Source organism: Stenotrophomonas sp. Marseille-Q5258, from assembly GCF_946900935.1.
Taxonomy (GTDB): domain Bacteria; phylum Pseudomonadota; class Gammaproteobacteria; order Xanthomonadales; family Xanthomonadaceae; genus Stenotrophomonas; species Stenotrophomonas nematodicola.
Genome location: NZ_CAMPPN010000009.1, coordinates 125,756 through 141,666, shown reverse-complemented (window position 1 = coordinate 141,666; position 15,911 = coordinate 125,756). Strand labels below are relative to the sequence as shown.

The window sequence follows — 15,911 nt, the reverse complement described above, 5'->3', positions numbered from 1 at the left end:
CGCAGTTTCCCGTCGCGATTGCAACCGCTGGAAACTGCCGATACTGTCCCGTTCTCCGGGAATGCCGTCTGGATGGATTCTCCGCCGCGACGGAAGACCGGCCTCATACGACACGCCGGGGCGTCGCACGATGGGACTGGTGGAGAAACGGACGTCAACTGAACCTGCGCATTCGGCCCGCTGGCCTCGCTCTGGCCGCGGTATATGCCCTCGCCTGCCGGAGCGCACGTCATCGGCCTATATACCCACGTGCGCTGCGGCAACCCGCAGAGAAAATAGAGACGCAAATCACACTCAAGGCCGAATGCTGCGCCGCGTCTGCTGAAACCCACGGTCACCGCAATCCGGCAACTGTCCTGCGCAATTGCATAATCCTTCCCGTGTGGATACCGTCCACTCATAGTGTATTGCGCCGCATGGATGTTGACGGGGCACGGACAGGAGGGAAGGCGTGCGAGGCGAATGGTGGAAAGATGGTCTTCAGCTGAAGCTGCACATCCGCCCGGTCGGACTTGCTCTCGCAGTTGTGTATGCCTTTGCATGCTGGGGCGCGCGCAAGCTGTCCCTCGACCAGTTCTACCTGCCTGCGGGCATACGGGTGGCCGCGCTGCTGCTCTGCCCACCACGCCTTTGGCCTTACCTGTTCCTCGGCGAATACGCCTACTTTGCCCAGATGCGTTACCCGATGGTGGAAAAGTACGGGCTGACCTGGGTGATACTCGCTTCCGTCTCCCTGATGCCCACAGTGGCACTGATTGTACGACTGCATCGCCGCATGATGGCCGCCACCACCCAGGTCTGGCTGCTCTCGGTTGGCGCGGCATCGGCCGTCGCCGTTACATCGTTGAACCTGGCGCTGATGCACCTGCTCTGGCCGACACCGGATGTGCCGCTGCTGGCCGGCGCAGCGCGCTACATCGTGGGAGACTTCATCGGCATCCTGACGGTGGTCCCGCTTGCCCTGCTCTGGGCATTGAGACGCGCGGAGCCCGCACGGACAGGCCGTTTCCTGACGCCGAGCATCATTGCGGTGGCGGTAATGATCCTGATCGGCATCTCCTCGTCGCTGATTCCAGCAGAATCGGCGACCGCCAAGACCGGCATGCAGCTGTTGTTGGCACTACCGGCCATAGCACTTACCTGCCTGCTTGGGTGGCGTGGAGCGGCGCTGGCCGTTCCATCACTCAATCTCATCATCGGGCTGACGACACCCAAGCCGCATCCTTTGGCGTTTGATTCGACGACCTTCACGTCGCAGATGGTCCTGGCTGTGGCCGGCATCGCCCTTCTTCTGTTCGGGTCGCGCATCACGCACTACTATCATCGCTACCGGATCCATGAAGACGGGGCGGGAAAGGCCATAAAGCTGGCCCGCAATTCACATATCGCGACCGAGAATGGCCTGCGCGAACGTGCGCTTCACCTGAAGAAACTCGGCGACGGCATTGATGTGTCGCTCAAAGAAGTGGTGAACTGGCTGAAACTGCACGGCCACAATGAAATAGCAGGCAGGCTGTTGAACACGGCAACAGTACATTCACGACTGTTCCGTGCGCAGGCAAGCATGGTCTATCCCACCACACTGGATCAGCTGGGCCTGTACGTCGCGCTGCAGGCCGGCGGCGTGCGTGAATCCTGGGATCTGAGCAATCGGGTGACCCGGCCTCGCCTGGAAGGCGACCCGTGCCTCCTGAGCACCGGGCTGCAACTGGCCGCCTATCGGGGAACCACTGAAGCGGTTTCCATGCTGCTCGAGCACGAGTACGGACAGATAACGGTCCGGGCCCGCTGCGGGCGCTTCGGGCCCCGGCGGGGAATCCTCGTTGTCGTCGCACTGCTCGATCCGGCACACACGCTGTCTGAAACAACCGTTACCAGGGTCGATGAGCATCTGGCCGGCCTGCCGCTTGCCTACGGCGGCCTTGTGCAGTGCCGCCGCAATCGGATCAGGATCGTGCTGACGGAGCCATCGACGCGCACACCCGCCAGAGCGGCAGACCTCCCCCAGCAGCACTGGGTTCGGGAGAGTCTCCGGTCTGGTCAATAGGAAGAACGGTTCCCGGTGTGCGGGAACGGATGCTGCCGCGTATCACGCGGCAGCGCGTCATGGCCACATGCGCCCCGGAACGCTATGGCTGCTGGTCTGCGACCTCTACCGACCAGACGGCATCGGCGCCATGACCGTAACGAACCAGCGTAAAGCCGGCTCCCCGATAGACCTCGGACCTGGCTGCGTTCGCCGGAGTCTGGACCCGTTGCAGTGGCAACGACACACGGGCCGGGCTTTCGCCAGCGGGCAGCGTCCAGAACGCGTCATCCGCACGTCCAATGATCAACTGTACCCGTCCAACGAGATCGTTGACCTGGAAGTACGAGATGCCATCACGCTGGAACCCGTACACCCGCCACTCCGGGTCGAGACTCAGGTTGACGGCAACTGGATGCGTCTGGCCCAGCCCACTTCTTGCCAGGGGAGCCCCGTGACCATCAGACTGAGCCAACGCCAACGCCGGAACCACCGCCAGAATCACGCTGGCCACGGCACTACCTATACGTAGAAAAGGCACGTCCACCTCCTGATTGGGGCCAATGAAAACATCGCTTGGCATATTACCTGCGCATCGTCCCGATATCGAACCGGAATGGCGCGATTGTCCTGCTGGCCCTGCCTGCCGGCGGACCGATGGCCATCATGCTCCTGGTCCCGCCTTGCGTCGCGCCTAAAGTTTCATATGAAATGGCCGCTATCCCTGCCGACCCACTCGACTCCGAGCGTACGCCTCATGCCGGCACTGTTGCAGGGCGCTTTCGACAGCGACCCCGGTGATGCTTTGCCCCAGCGGATCCTGCTGGTGGAGAACTCGCGAACGTTCACCAGCATGCTGCGCGAAGCGATCGAGCAGCGCCTGGAGCTACCGGTGTCGGTGGCCACCAGCCTGGCCGAGGCGGGCCGGCTGCTGGACGAGGAACAGGGCTGGTTCCTGGTCCTGACCGGGCTGGTGCTCGCCGATGGCGACCGCGATGGAGTGGTGGAGTTCTTCCTGTCGCGCGGGCTGCCCACGGTGGTGGTCAGCGGCGTCTACGACGAAGACCTGCGCAAGCGTGTGCTGCAGCAGCAGATCATCGACTACGTGTTGAAGAACACGCCCGGCAGCATCGACTATCTCGTGTGGCTGGTGCAGCGGCTGGAGCGCAACCGGCGCATCGCCGCGCTGGTGGTGGACGACTCGCTGTCGGCGCGGATGTACGCCGCCTCCCTGCTGCGCATGTACGGCCACGACGTATACGAGGCCGCCGACGGTGCCGAGGGACTGAAGGCGATCGAGGCGCATCCGGCGATCCGCCTGGCGGTGGTGGACCAGGAAATGCCTGGCATGGAAGGCGTGGAGTTCACCCGCCGCCTGCGCACGCTGCGCTCGCGCGACAAGGTCGCGGTGATCGGCATTTCCGGCAACACCGATCCGTCGCTGATTCCACGCTTCCTCAAGAACGGCGCCAATGACTTCCTGCGCAAGCCATTTTCGCGCGAGGAGTTCTTCTGCCGCGTCTCGCAGAACGTGGACCAGCTGGAGCTGATCGGCACCCTGCAGGACCTGGCCACGCGCGATTTCCTCACCGGGCTGCCCAACCGCCGCTGCTTCCTGGAACAGAGCCAGCGCCAGCTGCCGCAATTGCAGCTGGACGGCGAACAGGTGGCGGTGGCGATGATCGACATCGACCATTTCAAGCACATCAACGACACCCACGGCCACGAGGCCGGCGACGATGCGCTGCGTGCGGTGGCCGCTGCGGTCGCCGCCCACGCGCGCGACCAGGACCTGATCGCGCGGTTCGGCGGGGAGGAGTTCTGCCTGCTCGTGCCGGGGCTGGACCAGGAGGCGGCTTTGACCTACTTCGAGCGCCTGCGCCAGGCGATCGCCGCGCTGGAAGTGAACCTGGGCGAGACGACCCTGCGCATGACCGTCAGCATCGGGCTGTGCTGCCTGCGCCCGCAGCACGATTCGCTGCACCGGCTGATCTCCGAAGCCGATCGCCAGCTCTACCTGGCCAAGGCCGGCGGCCGCAACCGGGTCAACTGCACCACGGTCGCGACCAATGCCGGCGCCCGCGCGTGCGAACCCGCGCTGGCGCCTTGATCGAGATCAACGCGGCCTGGCCGCGTCGTGCCTAGAGTCGTGCCCAGTTGAAAAGCACAGGGAACGCATCATGGCACTTCTGGTCTGGCAGGACGATCTCAACATCGGGATCGAGGTCATCGACCACCAGCACATGCGCATCGTGGAGATGCTCAACCACCTGCATGTCGCGCAGAAGAGCCTGGAGCGACTGGCCGTCGCCGAGGTGATCGACGAGCTGGTGGACTACACCATGTCGCACTTCGCTTTCGAGGAAGAGCTGATGGAGGAAGCCGGCTATCCGTTCTGCGCCGCGCACAAGCGCGTGCACGAGATCTTCGGCAAGCGCGTGGCCGAGTACCGGCTGCGTTTCCAGGCCGGCGAGGACATCACCGATGAACTGCGCACAATGCTGTCGCGCTGGCTGTTCAACCACATCCGTGGCGACGACAAGGCCTATGCGCCGCAGGTCAAGCAGCACCTCAACCAGTTCGCCCGCGAGCACCAGCAGGGCAGCTGGCTGGGCCGCACGCTCAAGCGCTTCTTCGGCTGATCAGCGCGCCCGCCGGCCCATCGCCAGCAGCGCGACGATGGTGACCAGCGCGGTGAGGCAGAGGTAGTAGCCCACCGCGACCAGGCCGAAGCGTTCGGCCAGCCAGGTGGCCACGTACGGCGCGGGTGCAGCGCCCAGAATGCCGGCCAGGTTGAACGACAACGACGCGCCGGTGTAGCGCACCTGCACCGGGTAGATTTCAGCCAGGAAGGTGCCGCAGGGGCCGTAGGTCAGCCCCATCAGGAACAGCCCCAGCGACAGGAAGACGAGCACCATCCACGGGCTGCCGGCCTGGAACAGCGGCGCGAACAGCACGCCGAACGCCAGAATCAGGCCGCTGGCAACGATCATCGTCCGGCGCGTGCCCCAGCGGTCGCCGTAGCGCGCGGACAACGGGATGCCGGCGGCGAAGAACAGGATGCCGGCCATCTGCAGCAGCAGGAAATCCTCGCGTGCATAGTGCAGCACGGTCGTGCCGTAGCCGAGGGTGAACACGGTCATCAGGTAGAACAGCACGAAGGTGGCGAACGCGCCCAGCGTGCCCAGCAGCAGGGTCATCGGATGCGCGGAGATGACCGTCCACATCGGCAGGCGCACCCGTTCGTTGCGGTCCAGTGCGGCCTGGAACTGCGGCGTCTCGTGGATGTTCAGGCGCACCCACAGCCCGACCGCGACCAGCAGCGAACTGGCCAGGAATGGCACGCGCCAGCCCCACTGCAGGAAGTCGGCATCGCTCATCGCGCGTCCGAGCAGCAGGAATACGCCGGCCGACAGCAGGAAGCCCAGCGGCGCGCCCAGCTGCGGAAACATGCCGTACCAGGCGCGCTTGCCAGGCGGCGCGTTCTCGGTCGCCAGCAGTACTGCCCCGCCCCACTCTCCGCCCAGCCCGAGGCCCTGGCCGAACCGGCACAGTGCCAGCAGCGCGGGCGCCCACAGGCCGATGCTGGCATGCGTGGGCAGCACACCGATCAGTACCGTGGATACGCCCATCGTGAGCAGCGCGGCGACCAGCGTGGCCTTGCGCCCGATGCGGTCGCCGTAGTGGCCGAACACCGCCGAGCCGACCGGCCGCGCGATGAACGCCACCGCGAAGGTCGCCAGCGACTGCAGCAGGGCCGCACCATCGCTGCTGTCGGGGAAGAACAGGTGCGGAAACACCAGCACCGCCGCCGTGGCGTAGATGTAGAAATCGAAGAACTCGATGGTGGTGCCGATCAGGCTGGCCAGCAGCACACGGCGGGGCGAATTGACGGCAGGCGCGGCAGGAGTCGACATCGGACACACGAAAAGGGGCAGCTGCCGGATTCTGCCACGCCCGTTGCCTGCGGCGGGACGATGGTTGCAGACGTGACTGTCCGCCGCCGGCGCCCGCCGCGGCGGTTCACGCGCCCAGATGGATCCAGGTGGCTTTCAGCTCGGTGTACTTGTCGAAGGCATGCAGGGATTTGTCGCGGCCGATGCCGGACTGTTTGTAGCCACCGAACGGCGCGGTCATGTCGCCACCGTCCCATTGGTTGACCCAGACGCTGCCGGCACGCAGGCCGCGCGCCACGCGATGCGCGCGGCCGAGGTCGCGCGTCCAGACACCTGCGGCCAGGCCATACACCGAATCGTTGGCCAGGCGCAGCGCATCCTCCTCATGATCGAAGGGAATCACCGCGAGCACGGGACCGAAGATCTCCTCGCGGGCGATGGCGTGCTGCGGGTCGACCTCATCGAACACGGTGGGCTCCACATAGCTGCCGCCTGCCACCACCTCCACCCGCCGACCGCCAAGCAGCAGGCGGGCGCCCTCGGCCTCCCCCCGCGCCACGTGGTCGAGCACGCGGTCGGCGTGGGCATCATCGACCAGCGCGCCCATCGCGGCGTCCGGCTCGAACGGATGCTGCGGCTGCATGTGCCGCCCGTAGGCGAGCACGCGCGCCACGAACGCATCCTTGATCGAGCGCTGGACCAGCAGGCGCGAGCCTGCCGTGCACACTTCGCCCTGGTTGTAGAAGATCGCGGTGGCCGCGGCCTGCGCCGCTGTGTCCAGGTCCGGTGCGTCGGCGAACACCAGATTCGGGCTCTTGCCGCCACATTCCAGCCATGTCCGCTTGAGGTTGGACTGGCCGGCGCACTGCAGCAGCCGCCGGCCGACTGCCGTAGAGCCGGTAAACGCAAGCGCATCCACGTCCATGTGCAGCGCCAGGGGTTCACCGGTGCGCTGGCCGTGGCCGGGCAGCACGTTGAACACACCGTCGGGCACGCCCGCTTCGGCCGCCAGCGCCGCCAGCCGCAGCGCGCTCAGTGGCGAGCGCTCGGACGGCTTGAGCACCACCGAATTGCCGGCGGCCAGGGCCGGGGCGATCTTCCAGCAGGCCATCAGCAGCGGAAAGTTCCAGGGCACGATGGCCGCCACCACGCCGATCGGCTCACGGGTGATCAGCCCCAGCGTATCCAGCGGCGTGGGCGCTACCTCGCCGTAGACCTTGTCGACCGCCTCGGCGGTCCAGCGCAGGCAGCGCAGGACCCCCGCCAGGTCGCCCTGCCGCGCGTCGCGCACCGGCTTGCCCATGTCCAGGGTCTCCAGCAGCGCCAGTTCGTCCGCATCGCGTTCGACCAGCTCGGCCAGCCTCAGCAGCACCTGCTTGCGCTGCGCCGGGGCGGCCCGCGACCAATGGCCCGCTTCGAAGCTGCGACGGGCGGCGGCGACCGCACGGTCGACGTCGAGGTGGTCGGCATCGACCACCTGTGCCAGCACGCGTCCATCGATCGGGCTGATGCAGGCGTAGCGTGCACCGCTGGCGGCGTCGACGTAGCGCCCGTCGATGAAGGCCTGGTCGGGGATGTGCAGGCCCTCGGCCTGGCGCTGCCAGTCGGCGCGGGTGCGTGCGGCGGTCATGGACGCTCCTCGTTTGATCGGATGGGCTATCGCGGTTATACCTGCCGCCCTCACGGCACGCCGTGACGCGTCTGCGATAGAGTCGTGACCATCCAGACCCTGCGGAGCCGCCATGCCTCGTTCCGAATCGTCACTGAGCGCGCTGTCCCGGCAGATGCCGGCCGATCTCGACGCGTACTGGATGCCGTTCACCGCCAACCGCCAGTTCAAGGCGGCCCCCCGCCTGCTGGTGCGGGCCGAGGGCATGTACTACCACGATGTCGACGACCGCCCGATCCTGGATGGCGCCGCCGGACTGTGGTGCTGCAACGCCGGCCACGCGCGGCCACGCATCGTGCAGGCGATCCAGCAGCAGGCAGCGACGCTGGACTTCGCGCCGCCCTTCCAGATGGGCTCGCCCCTGCCGTTCGTGCTGGCCCAGCGCCTGGCCGCGCTGGCGCCGGCGACGTTGAATCATGCGTTTTTCACCAACTCCGGCTCCGAAGCGGTCGACACCGCGATGAAGATCGCGCTGGCCTACCATCGCCTGCGGGGCGACGGGCAGCGCACCCGCTTCATCGGCCGTGAGAAGGCCTACCACGGCGTCGGCTTTGGCGGTCTGTCGATCGGCGGCCTGCCCAACAACCGCAAGACCTTCGGCCCGCTGCTGGCCGGCAGCGATTTCCTGCGCCATACCCTGGACCTGGAGCGCAATGCGTTCAGTCCCGGCCTGCCCCGGTATGGCGCCGAGCTGGCCGAGGACCTGGAGCGGCTGATCGCCCTGCACGACGCGTCCACCATCGCGGCGGTCTTTGTCGAGCCGATTGCCGGCTCGGCCGGCGTGATCCTGCCAGCCCCGGGCTATCTGCAGCGACTGCGCGAAATCTGTGACCAGCACGGCATCCTGCTGGTGTTCGATGAGGTCATCACCGGTTTCGGCCGGGTCGGCAACGCCTTCGCCGCGCAGCGGTTCGGGGTCACCCCGGACCTGCTGACGATGGCCAAGGGCCTGACCAACGGCAGCGTGCCGATGGGCGCGGTGCTGGCCAGCGACGCGATCCATGCGGCCTTCATGCAGGGTCCGCCGGGAGCGATCGAGTTCTTCCACGGCTATACCTATTCCGGTCACCCCCTGGCCTGCGCCGCCGCACTGGCGGCGCTGGACACGTATGCGGAGGAACACCTGTTCCAGCGTGCCATCGAACTGGGCGAGTACTGGCAGACCCGCCTGCACGGATTGCGCGGCCTGCCCCACGTGATCGACATCCGCACGTTCGGTCTGATCGGCGCCGTCGAACTGGCGCCGCGCAAGGACGCGCCGGGCAGCCGCGGCTATGACGTGTTCGAGCGCTGCTTCCGCGACGGGCAACTGCTGGTGCGCTGCACCGGCGATGTGATCGCCCTGTCGCCACCCCTGATCATCGACAAGGCGCAGATCGACCGGATCGTGGACATCCTGGGAGAGGTGATCCGCGCCACCCGGTGATGTCAAGCCCGACGCGGTTCATGTCGATCAGGGTGCCGGCGGGCGACCGGCACTACAATGGTCGGTCACGTTTGGCTCGCGTATCGGATTGCATGGACATTGTCGTCAAAGAAGAACTCAAGGCCTACATCGACCCACTGACCGCGGACGAGCACGACGCGCTGGAGCGCAGCATCTTGGCCGAGGGCTGCCGCGATGCGCTGGTGCTGTGGGGCGATGTGCTGGTGGACGGCCACAACCGCTACGGCATCTGCCGCAAGCACAACCTCCCGTTCCAGACCGTGCAGAACACGCGCTTCCAGTCGATGGACGATGTGCACCTGTGGATGATCGAGCAGCACCTGGGCCGCCGCAGCGTCTCGGATTTCCAGCGCGGCGTGCTGGCCCTGCGCAAACGCGACATCCTGGCCGAGCGCCATCGCCTGGAACAGGCGCAGCTGCAGAAGGAAAGCGATGGCACGGCCACCGCCGACGCGGCTGCCGACGATGCCGACAGCCCGCCGTGGGCGCCGGCACCGAAGGTGAGCCGGGCCGAGATGGCCCGCGAAGCGCGCCTGAGCAACAGCCAGGTCACGATGATCGAGCGCATCCACAAGCAGGCCGCGCCGGAACTGGTGGAAGCGGTGAAGACCGGCGTGATCTCGATCAGCGCCGCCGCCGCGGTGGCGGCGCTGCCTGAAGACGAGCAGCGCGCGGCGGCTGCGGCGGGCAAGGATGAGCTGAAGCAGGCCGCCAAGCGCGTGCGCGACGCCAAGCGCAAGCCGCGCAAGCCAGCGCAGGAGGTGCTGCACAGTGCGGACGAAGACGCCGAGGTCGACCCGAGCCGCGCCGCCGAAATCGCCGATGCGCTCACCGCCTTGGGCGAAGGCCCGGCCGAGCTGCGCCAGCGGGTGATCGCGCTGACGCTGGAAAATGACACCCTGCGCCAGCAGTTGGCGGCGTTGCGCCGGCAGCTGGCCGAGGCCTGAGGTTCATCGCGTTGCCGGCCAACGGCCGGCATCGCGGTGGAGTGCGGTCCCCGGGCGGGTGCGGTTCATTGGTCCGCACGCCCGGCGTTTCGGCAGGGAACGCCCTGCCGTTGGGTAGACTGCCGGGATGACGCCCCTTTCGACCCCCGACCCACGCCGACGCCAGTTGCGTCGCCTCAAACTGATCGCGCTGGCGATGCTGCTGGCCATGCTGGCCGGCTTCGTGCTCAGCCACTGGATGGGCGAGCGAGGCGTCTGGGCGTGGGTTGGCGCGTTCTGCGAAGCCGCCGCCGTGGGTGCGCTGGCGGACTGGTTTGCGGTGGTGGCCCTGTTCCGCCGCCCGCTGGGCCTGCCGATCCCGCATACGGCCATCATTCCGCACAGCAAAGACCGTATCGCCGACAGCCTGGCGGTATTCGTGCGCGACCAGTTCCTGGAACCCCAGGCGCTGCTGGCGCGGCTGCAGGTGTTCGACCCGGCCAGCCGGCTGGGCAGTTGGCTGGCCGAGCCCGCGCGGGCGCGGATGCTGGCCGACATGGCGCGCGGCTGGGCGCTGCAGGCGCTGGATTTCCTTGACGAGGCGGCGGTCCGGCGCAGCATCCAGGCCTTCGTGATCCAGCAGTTGCGGCAATGGAACGCGGCTGCCACGGCCGGCGAGCTGCTGGGCCTGCTGACCGCCGACAACCGGCACCAGCGGGTGCTGGACGAGGGCCTGACCCGGGTCGGCGACTGGCTGGGCAACGAAGCGGTCAAGCAGCGCGCGTCGGCGCTGATCGTGCGCTACATCCAGCGCGAGTGGCCCAAGCTGGCCAGCACGGTCAACTGGGTCAAACCCATCGATGAAATCGGCGACAGCCTGGCCGAACGGCTCGCGCATGCGGTGCTGGCCGAACTGCAGCAGATCCTGGCACAGCCGGGGCATCCGCTGCGGCGCGATTACGAAATGTGGCTGGGCCAGTACATCCAGCGCCTGCGCAGCGATCCGGCACTGGCGGCCCGGGTCGAGGACCTCAAGCAGCAGATGATCGACCACCCTGCGGTACAGGACTATGTGCAGGGCCTGTGGGCGCGCATCCATGCCAGCCTGCGCGAGGACCTCGCCAGCGAGGACTCGGCGCTGGCCGGCCACCTGCGCCGCAGCCTGGCCGCGGTCGGACAATCGCTGCAGGACGATCCGGCCCTGCGCGAGGCGCTCAACCAGCATCTGATGGACGGCGCCGAACGTCTCACCAGCCGCCTGCGCGAGGGCGTCACCCAGCACATCGCGCAGACCGTCAAAGGCTGGGACGAACGCCACCTGGTGGAACAGCTGGAACTGAGCGTAGGCCGCGACCTGCAGTTCATCCGTTTCAACGGTACGTTGGTCGGCGGGCTGATCGGCCTGCTCCTGCACGCCCTGACCGTCTGGCTGCACTGGTAGAGAACGGCGTACTTGACGCTTTGACCGGGTGTTTTTGTGCCGCAGCTCACGTATTCTGCGGCGCATTCGGGGCCGGAGTGGCCTGCCTGGGGGGATCCATGCGCAACACCATCGTGCTGCTGGCGCTGTGCGCGCTGGCGGGCAACGCCGAGGCCGGGCGCATCTACAAATGCGCGGCCAACGGACAGACCGTCTACCAGTCGGTGCCCTGCCCGGCCGACCAGGACACCGGCGTGACGCGGCCGATCATCAAGGACCCCAAGCTCAGCTGGGAAGAGCGCAGCCGCGCGCAGCGCGAACTGTACGAGGCACGCCAACGCATGCAGGCCGACGCCGGGCGCACGGCTGCGCCGATCCGCGGCACGGTGATCGATGGGGCCGCCGATCCGGAGAAATGCGAGGAACTGCGCTTCCGCCGCGATCTGGCCGAAACCCTCAGCGGGCAGAAGGCTCCGCAGCGCGTCAACGACGCGGTACGCCAGGCCTGCGCCGCGCGCTGACCCGCCTCAGCCAGCCACCGCACGTATCGCCGCCACCAGCGTCTCGATCTGCGCCGGCGGGGTGAATATCCCGGGCGTCACGCGCAGACAGGCGCCCGATGCCAGGCCGTCGCGCGGCACCACGAACACACCATGCCCGCGCAGCATGCGTTCGGCGGTAGCGGTGTTGGCCGCCATCGTGGTCTGACCGCGCAGGCGGAATGCGGCGATCGCGCTGGACAGACGCGGGTCCGGCGAGGCCAGCCGTTCGATGCGGTCGTCCCCGTGCAGCGCCTCCAGCCACTGATTGCGCAGCCGCAGCAGCCGCGCCCGCTTGTTGGCCACGCCGATCCGCGCGTGCAGGGCCAGCGCCGTGGGCAGGGCCAGGCACGCGGCGAAGTTGAGCGTGCCGGTGTGGACCCGCGCATCGATACGGCCGTCGTCATGCTCGCCCAGGTAGGGGGCCACATCGGCGATACGGTCGCGCCGGATGTACAACGCGCCCAACCCGACCGGCGCGCCGATCCACTTGTGCAGATTGATGCCGGCAAACGCCACGCCCAGCGCCGGGAGCACGGTATCGACCTGGCCGATGCCGTGCGCCGCATCCAGCACCACCTCCACCCCGGCGGCACGGGCGAGCGCGGCGATATCCGCCACGGGCAGCAGCATGCCGTTGCGGTGGTTGACGTGGGTCAACAGCAGCAGCCGCGTGCGCGGGTGCGCCGCCAGCGCCTGGCGATAGGTCTCCAGCACCGCCGCGTGGGTGAACGGCTCCGGCATGGCAATTGCTACGCTGCGCACCCCGCGTCGTTCGCCCAGCCACTGCATGGCGGTGATCATGCTGTCGTAGTCGATGTCGGCATGCATCACCGTGTCGCCCGGCGAGAGCCGGCGGTACCCGGCGATCAGCACCTGCATGGCCTCGGTCGCACCGCGCGTGATCGCGATTTCGTCGGGGTCCACGCCGAGCATCCCCGCCACCTGCGCGCGTGCCTGCTCCAGCAGCGGCGGAAATGCCCGCCGACCGAACCAGGCGTTGCCTGCATTCACCCGCGCCGTCCAGTCCTGGCAGGCCTGCAGCACCGGCCGCGCCATCGCGCCCCAGTAGCCGTTGTCGAGCATCACCACCGCATCGTCCAGGTCGTACAGCGCCTGTACCCGCTGCCACCACCGGTCATCGGCGGCAAGGTCGTCGGGCGTACGCCCGTTCGGGTCCGGCACATCGGCACGGTCAAGCCATTCGCAAGCGTCCATCACCACAGTATCGCAGCGTCACCATCGAACGGACTGATGACGCTTGTCGAACGTAATGATAATGACTATCATTCACGCATTGGTTGTATGCCCAGCCCCACCCGGCCAGTGCCGCGCGATGTGCACGGGCTCGCTTCGCCCCGTGTACTGCCCCACGCCATCCGCGTCCGTCCCCGGGTGTGCCGCCAACGGCAGTGTCCCCGTGACCGGCAGCGGGCAGACGGGCGGAGGCAGGCGTGCCTGCGCCATCCCGTTGCCGGGTGGGCGGAACCGCGCAGTGTGCGGCTGCCCCTGCGCTGGATGCTGCCACCGCGGCATTGGATGCGGACCTGCCGGCCACGCGCCGGCACGGCGCCGCCCCGGCCACGGACGGCCACCATTACCTGTCACCGGCTGCGGCTGGTGATGCCCGTTGTTCGACTCGCTATGGCAGGTTTCCGTGAACAGCACGCCCAACGCCAGCTGGCATACCCGTTTCACCGCCGTGTTCGCCCGCCCCTGGCTGGGCGTGCTGTCGCGCTCGATGGCCGCGATCCTGGGGGGTTATGCGCTGGCAGCGACCTGCGCCATGTTCTTCGCCGTCGCGCTGCCGATCGCCCGCGGCCAGGCGGTACTGACCGGCATGCTGGTCGCCATCGCGCTGTGCGCGTGTGCCGCCCTGTGGGCATTCGCCACGCGCACCGCACTGCGCGCCTGGGTCGGCATCCTGATGCCCACCGCACTGTTCTGGCTGGGCACCGCTGTGATGAGGGCGGGCGCATGAAGAACGGATTCCGCCAATCAATGGCGTGGCTGCACACCTGGACCGGCCTGCTGGTCGGGTGGCTGCTGCTGCTGATCTTCATGGCCGGCACGGCCAGCTACTACCGCGAGGAAATCAGCCGCTGGATGCGCCCGGAGCTGCCGCGCAGCACGGTCGACGCCGATGTGGCGGCCGAGCGCGCGATCATCTTCCTGCAGCACAAGGCGCCCCAGGCCGAAAGCTGGAACGTGAGCCTGCCCGACCCGCGCAACCCCGCGATGCGGATGTTCTGGCGCAATCCCGAATCGATGGTCAAGCCGCCGGCGGAGGGCGAGAAGCGCCGCCGCCGCGGCGGCGGGCGTTTCGGCGACGCCACGGTGGACCCCAACAGTGGTCAGGAAGTGGCCGCGCGCGAGACCCGCGGGGGCGACTTTTTCTACCGCCTGCACTTTGACCTGCACTACATCCCGGTGCTGTGGGCGCGCTACCTCGTGGGCTTCTGCGCGATGTTCATGCTGGTGGCGATCATCACCGGGGTGATCACCCACAAGAAGATCTTCAAGGACTTCTTTACGTTCCGGAAGGACAAGGGCCTGCGTTCGTGGCTGGACTTCCACAACGTCAGCGCGGTGATGGCCCTGCCCTACCACGCGATGATCACCTACACGGGCATCGTGACACTGATGTTCATGTACCTGCCGTGGGGCGTGAGCGTGGCCTACCCCAAGGATGAGGACGCGTTCTTCAGCGAGGCGTTCGCGCGCCTGGCCGACATTGATACGCCGTCCGAGGGACGTGCTGTGGCACTGCCGATACAGCAGCTGCTGGACAGCGCGCGCGCCGAATGGAAGGGCGCCGACGTGGGCGGCTTCACCCTGTACCACCCGGGCGCGGCCAACGCGGTGATCGACATCCAGCAGCGCGACGGCAAGCGCCTTTCGGTGGATACGCCGTCGCTGCGCTACAACGCGGTGACCGGTGCGCTGCTCGAGGCCAGTCCGGCCGCCGGTGGCGCCACCCAGACCCGTGGCGTGATGTACGGCCTGCACCTGGCGCGTTTTGCCGACTGGGGCCTGCGCGCCCTGTTCTTCCTGTCCGGGCTGGTTGGCTGCCTGATGGTCGCCAGCGGCGTGGTGCTGTGGGCGGTCAAGGAACGGCCCAAGCATGCCAAGTCGGGGAAGATCGGCTTTGGTCTGCGCCTGGTGGATGCGCTCAATATCGGCGCGGTGGCCGGCCTGCCGATCGCTTTCGCGGCGTACTTCTGGGGCAACCGGCTGCTGCCGCTGCAGATGGCCGAACGGTCGACGGCCGAAGCCGACGTGTTCTTCTACGCGTGGGGCGCGGCGCTGCTGGCCGCGTTCATCTGGCCCAAGCGGATGATGTGGGCCTGGCAGCTGTACCTGGGCGCGGCGTTGTTCGCGCTGATCCCGGTGGTGAACGCGCTGACCACCCACGCGCACCTGGGCGTGACCCTGCGCAGCGGCGACTGGGTGCTGGCCGGGTTCGACCTCACCATGCTCGCCTTCGGCGCGATGCTCGCCTACTGCGGCCTGCGCATGCAGCGCTGGCAGCCGGCGCTGAGCGCGGCCGGAAAGAAGCGGCAGGCGGCGGCAAAGGCGCAGCAGCATGCCGGCGCGGAGGTGGGCGCATGATGCTGTTGGCGATCACCGTGAGCTTCTCGGCGTTCACTGCCCTGTCGCTGGCGATGGACAGGCACCAGGCGGACCTGCACGGCAAGGCCGCCGCTACGCCGACCCGCAGGCGCGCATGGCGCTGGCTGGGTTGGGCGTTGCTGGCGCTGTCGTTCGGCCTGTGTGTGGTGGACCACGGCTGGGCCGCCGGCCCGGTGCTGTGGCTCGGGGCGCTGACGATCAGCGGCATTCTGATCGCGTTCGGGCTGTACCCCTTCCGCCCCCGCTGGATCGCGCCGCTGGCGTGGGCGTTGCCGGCGGTCGGGCTGGCGGTGACGCTGTTCGCGCGCTGACGTGCAGACCGGCGCGATGCAGCGCTGCCCCTGTCGCCAGTGGC

Annotated in this window: 14 protein-coding genes; 10 read left to right on the top strand and 4 right to left on the bottom strand. The window is 67.8% G+C overall.

Going from position 1 to position 15,911, the window contains the following annotated elements; translation table 11 throughout:
• The first annotated feature begins 451 nt into the window (after positions 1–451).
• Complete coding sequence (locus tag OC534_RS07470) at positions 452–2,047, top strand: MASE1 domain-containing protein (RefSeq protein WP_262071629.1); 1,596 nt, start codon at positions 452–454, stop codon at positions 2,045–2,047.
• 82 nt (positions 2,048–2,129) lie between these two features.
• Here OC534_RS07470 and OC534_RS07465 read toward each other — a convergent pair whose 3' ends face one another.
• Positions 2,130–2,540: a hypothetical protein gene (locus tag OC534_RS07465; protein ID WP_037591605.1), complete on the bottom strand. Its 411-nt coding sequence runs from the start codon at positions 2,538–2,540 to the stop codon at positions 2,130–2,132.
• 243 nt (positions 2,541–2,783) lie between these two features.
• Here OC534_RS07465 and OC534_RS07460 point away from each other — a divergent pair, with 243 nt between their 5' ends.
• Together OC534_RS07460 and OC534_RS07455 are read left to right on the top strand one after the other, a co-directional pair.
• On the top strand, positions 2,784–4,136 hold the full coding sequence (locus OC534_RS07460) for a diguanylate cyclase (protein ID WP_262071628.1): 1,353 nt from the start codon (positions 2,784–2,786) through the stop codon (positions 4,134–4,136).
• A gap of 70 nt (positions 4,137–4,206) precedes the next feature.
• Complete coding sequence (locus OC534_RS07455) at positions 4,207–4,668, top strand: bacteriohemerythrin (RefSeq protein ID WP_017357064.1); 462 nt, start codon at positions 4,207–4,209, stop codon at positions 4,666–4,668.
• On the opposite strand, the gene OC534_RS07450 is transcribed toward OC534_RS07455, so the two are convergent.
• The gene (locus OC534_RS07450; RefSeq protein ID WP_017357063.1) at positions 4,669–5,943 is read right to left on the bottom strand and encodes an MFS transporter; all 1,275 of its coding nucleotides are present in this window, start codon (positions 5,941–5,943) and stop codon (positions 4,669–4,671) included.
• Between the two features lie 106 nt (positions 5,944–6,049).
• Positions 6,050–7,552 (bottom strand): aldehyde dehydrogenase, encoded by a 1,503-nt coding sequence (locus tag OC534_RS07445; protein ID WP_017357062.1) that lies wholly within the window; start codon positions 7,550–7,552, stop codon positions 6,050–6,052.
• A 112-nt stretch (positions 7,553–7,664) separates the two neighbouring features.
• Between OC534_RS07445 and OC534_RS07440 the strand changes: the two genes are divergently transcribed.
• The 4 genes from OC534_RS07440 (at position 7,665) to OC534_RS07425 (ending at position 11,905) form a co-directional block, all read left to right on the top strand.
• On the top strand, positions 7,665–9,017 hold the full coding sequence (locus tag OC534_RS07440) for an aspartate aminotransferase family protein (protein WP_166472805.1): 1,353 nt from the start codon (positions 7,665–7,667) through the stop codon (positions 9,015–9,017).
• Positions 9,018–9,109: 92 nt separating this feature from the next.
• On the top strand, positions 9,110–9,985 hold the full coding sequence (locus tag OC534_RS07435; protein ID WP_136004188.1) for a plasmid replication/partition related protein: 876 nt from the start codon (positions 9,110–9,112) through the stop codon (positions 9,983–9,985).
• Between the two features lie 127 nt (positions 9,986–10,112).
• Positions 10,113–11,405: a DUF445 family protein gene (locus OC534_RS07430; RefSeq protein WP_262071627.1), complete on the top strand. Its 1,293-nt coding sequence runs from the start codon at positions 10,113–10,115 to the stop codon at positions 11,403–11,405.
• A 98-nt stretch (positions 11,406–11,503) separates the two neighbouring features.
• Positions 11,504–11,905: a DUF4124 domain-containing protein gene (locus tag OC534_RS07425; protein WP_262071626.1), complete on the top strand. Its 402-nt coding sequence runs from the start codon at positions 11,504–11,506 to the stop codon at positions 11,903–11,905.
• A 6-nt stretch (positions 11,906–11,911) separates the two neighbouring features.
• On the opposite strand, the gene OC534_RS07420 is transcribed toward OC534_RS07425, so the two are convergent.
• On the bottom strand, positions 11,912–13,141 hold the full coding sequence (locus OC534_RS07420) for an aminotransferase class V-fold PLP-dependent enzyme (protein ID WP_166472804.1): 1,230 nt from the start codon (positions 13,139–13,141) through the stop codon (positions 11,912–11,914).
• 439 nt (positions 13,142–13,580) lie between these two features.
• Between OC534_RS07420 and OC534_RS07415 the strand changes: the two genes are divergently transcribed.
• Genes OC534_RS07415 through OC534_RS07405 form a run of 3 tightly spaced genes read left to right on the top strand, consistent with a single transcriptional unit; the run spans position 13,581 to position 15,867 of the window.
• Positions 13,581–13,904 (top strand): DUF3649 domain-containing protein, encoded by a 324-nt coding sequence (locus OC534_RS07415; RefSeq protein WP_243746332.1) that lies wholly within the window; start codon positions 13,581–13,583, stop codon positions 13,902–13,904.
• Positions 13,901–15,535 carry a PepSY-associated TM helix domain-containing protein gene (locus OC534_RS07410; protein ID WP_153164398.1) on the top strand — a complete coding sequence of 545 codons (1,635 nt, stop codon included), beginning with the start codon at positions 13,901–13,903 and terminating at the stop codon, positions 15,533–15,535. Before OC534_RS07415 ends, OC534_RS07410 begins: the two co-directional genes overlap by 4 nt.
• The gene (locus OC534_RS07405) at positions 15,532–15,867 is read left to right on the top strand and encodes a DUF3325 domain-containing protein (protein ID WP_153164399.1); all 336 of its coding nucleotides are present in this window, start codon (positions 15,532–15,534) and stop codon (positions 15,865–15,867) included. Before OC534_RS07410 ends, OC534_RS07405 begins: the two co-directional genes overlap by 4 nt.
• Positions 15,868–15,911: the final 44 nt, after the last annotated feature.

Coding starts and splice junctions, on each gene's coding strand:
- OC534_RS07440 (WP_166472805.1), top strand. CDS start 7,665: ATGCCTCGTTCCGAATCGTCACTGAGCGCGCTGTCCCGGCAGATGCCG.
- OC534_RS07445 (WP_017357062.1), bottom strand. CDS start 7,552: ATGACCGCCGCACGCACCCGCGCCGACTGGCAGCGCCAGGCCGAGGGC.
- OC534_RS07430 (WP_262071627.1), top strand. CDS start 10,113: ATGACGCCCCTTTCGACCCCCGACCCACGCCGACGCCAGTTGCGTCGC.
- OC534_RS07450 (WP_017357063.1), bottom strand. CDS start 5,943: ATGTCGACTCCTGCCGCGCCTGCCGTCAATTCGCCCCGCCGTGTGCTG.
- OC534_RS07410 (WP_153164398.1), top strand. CDS start 13,901: ATGAAGAACGGATTCCGCCAATCAATGGCGTGGCTGCACACCTGGACC.
- OC534_RS07405 (WP_153164399.1), top strand. CDS start 15,532: ATGATGCTGTTGGCGATCACCGTGAGCTTCTCGGCGTTCACTGCCCTG.
- OC534_RS07425 (WP_262071626.1), top strand. CDS start 11,504: ATGCGCAACACCATCGTGCTGCTGGCGCTGTGCGCGCTGGCGGGCAAC.
- OC534_RS07420 (WP_166472804.1), bottom strand. CDS start 13,141: ATGGACGCTTGCGAATGGCTTGACCGTGCCGATGTGCCGGACCCGAAC.
- OC534_RS07435 (WP_136004188.1), top strand. CDS start 9,110: ATGGACATTGTCGTCAAAGAAGAACTCAAGGCCTACATCGACCCACTG.
- OC534_RS07460 (WP_262071628.1), top strand. CDS start 2,784: ATGCCGGCACTGTTGCAGGGCGCTTTCGACAGCGACCCCGGTGATGCT.
- OC534_RS07455 (WP_017357064.1), top strand. CDS start 4,207: ATGGCACTTCTGGTCTGGCAGGACGATCTCAACATCGGGATCGAGGTC.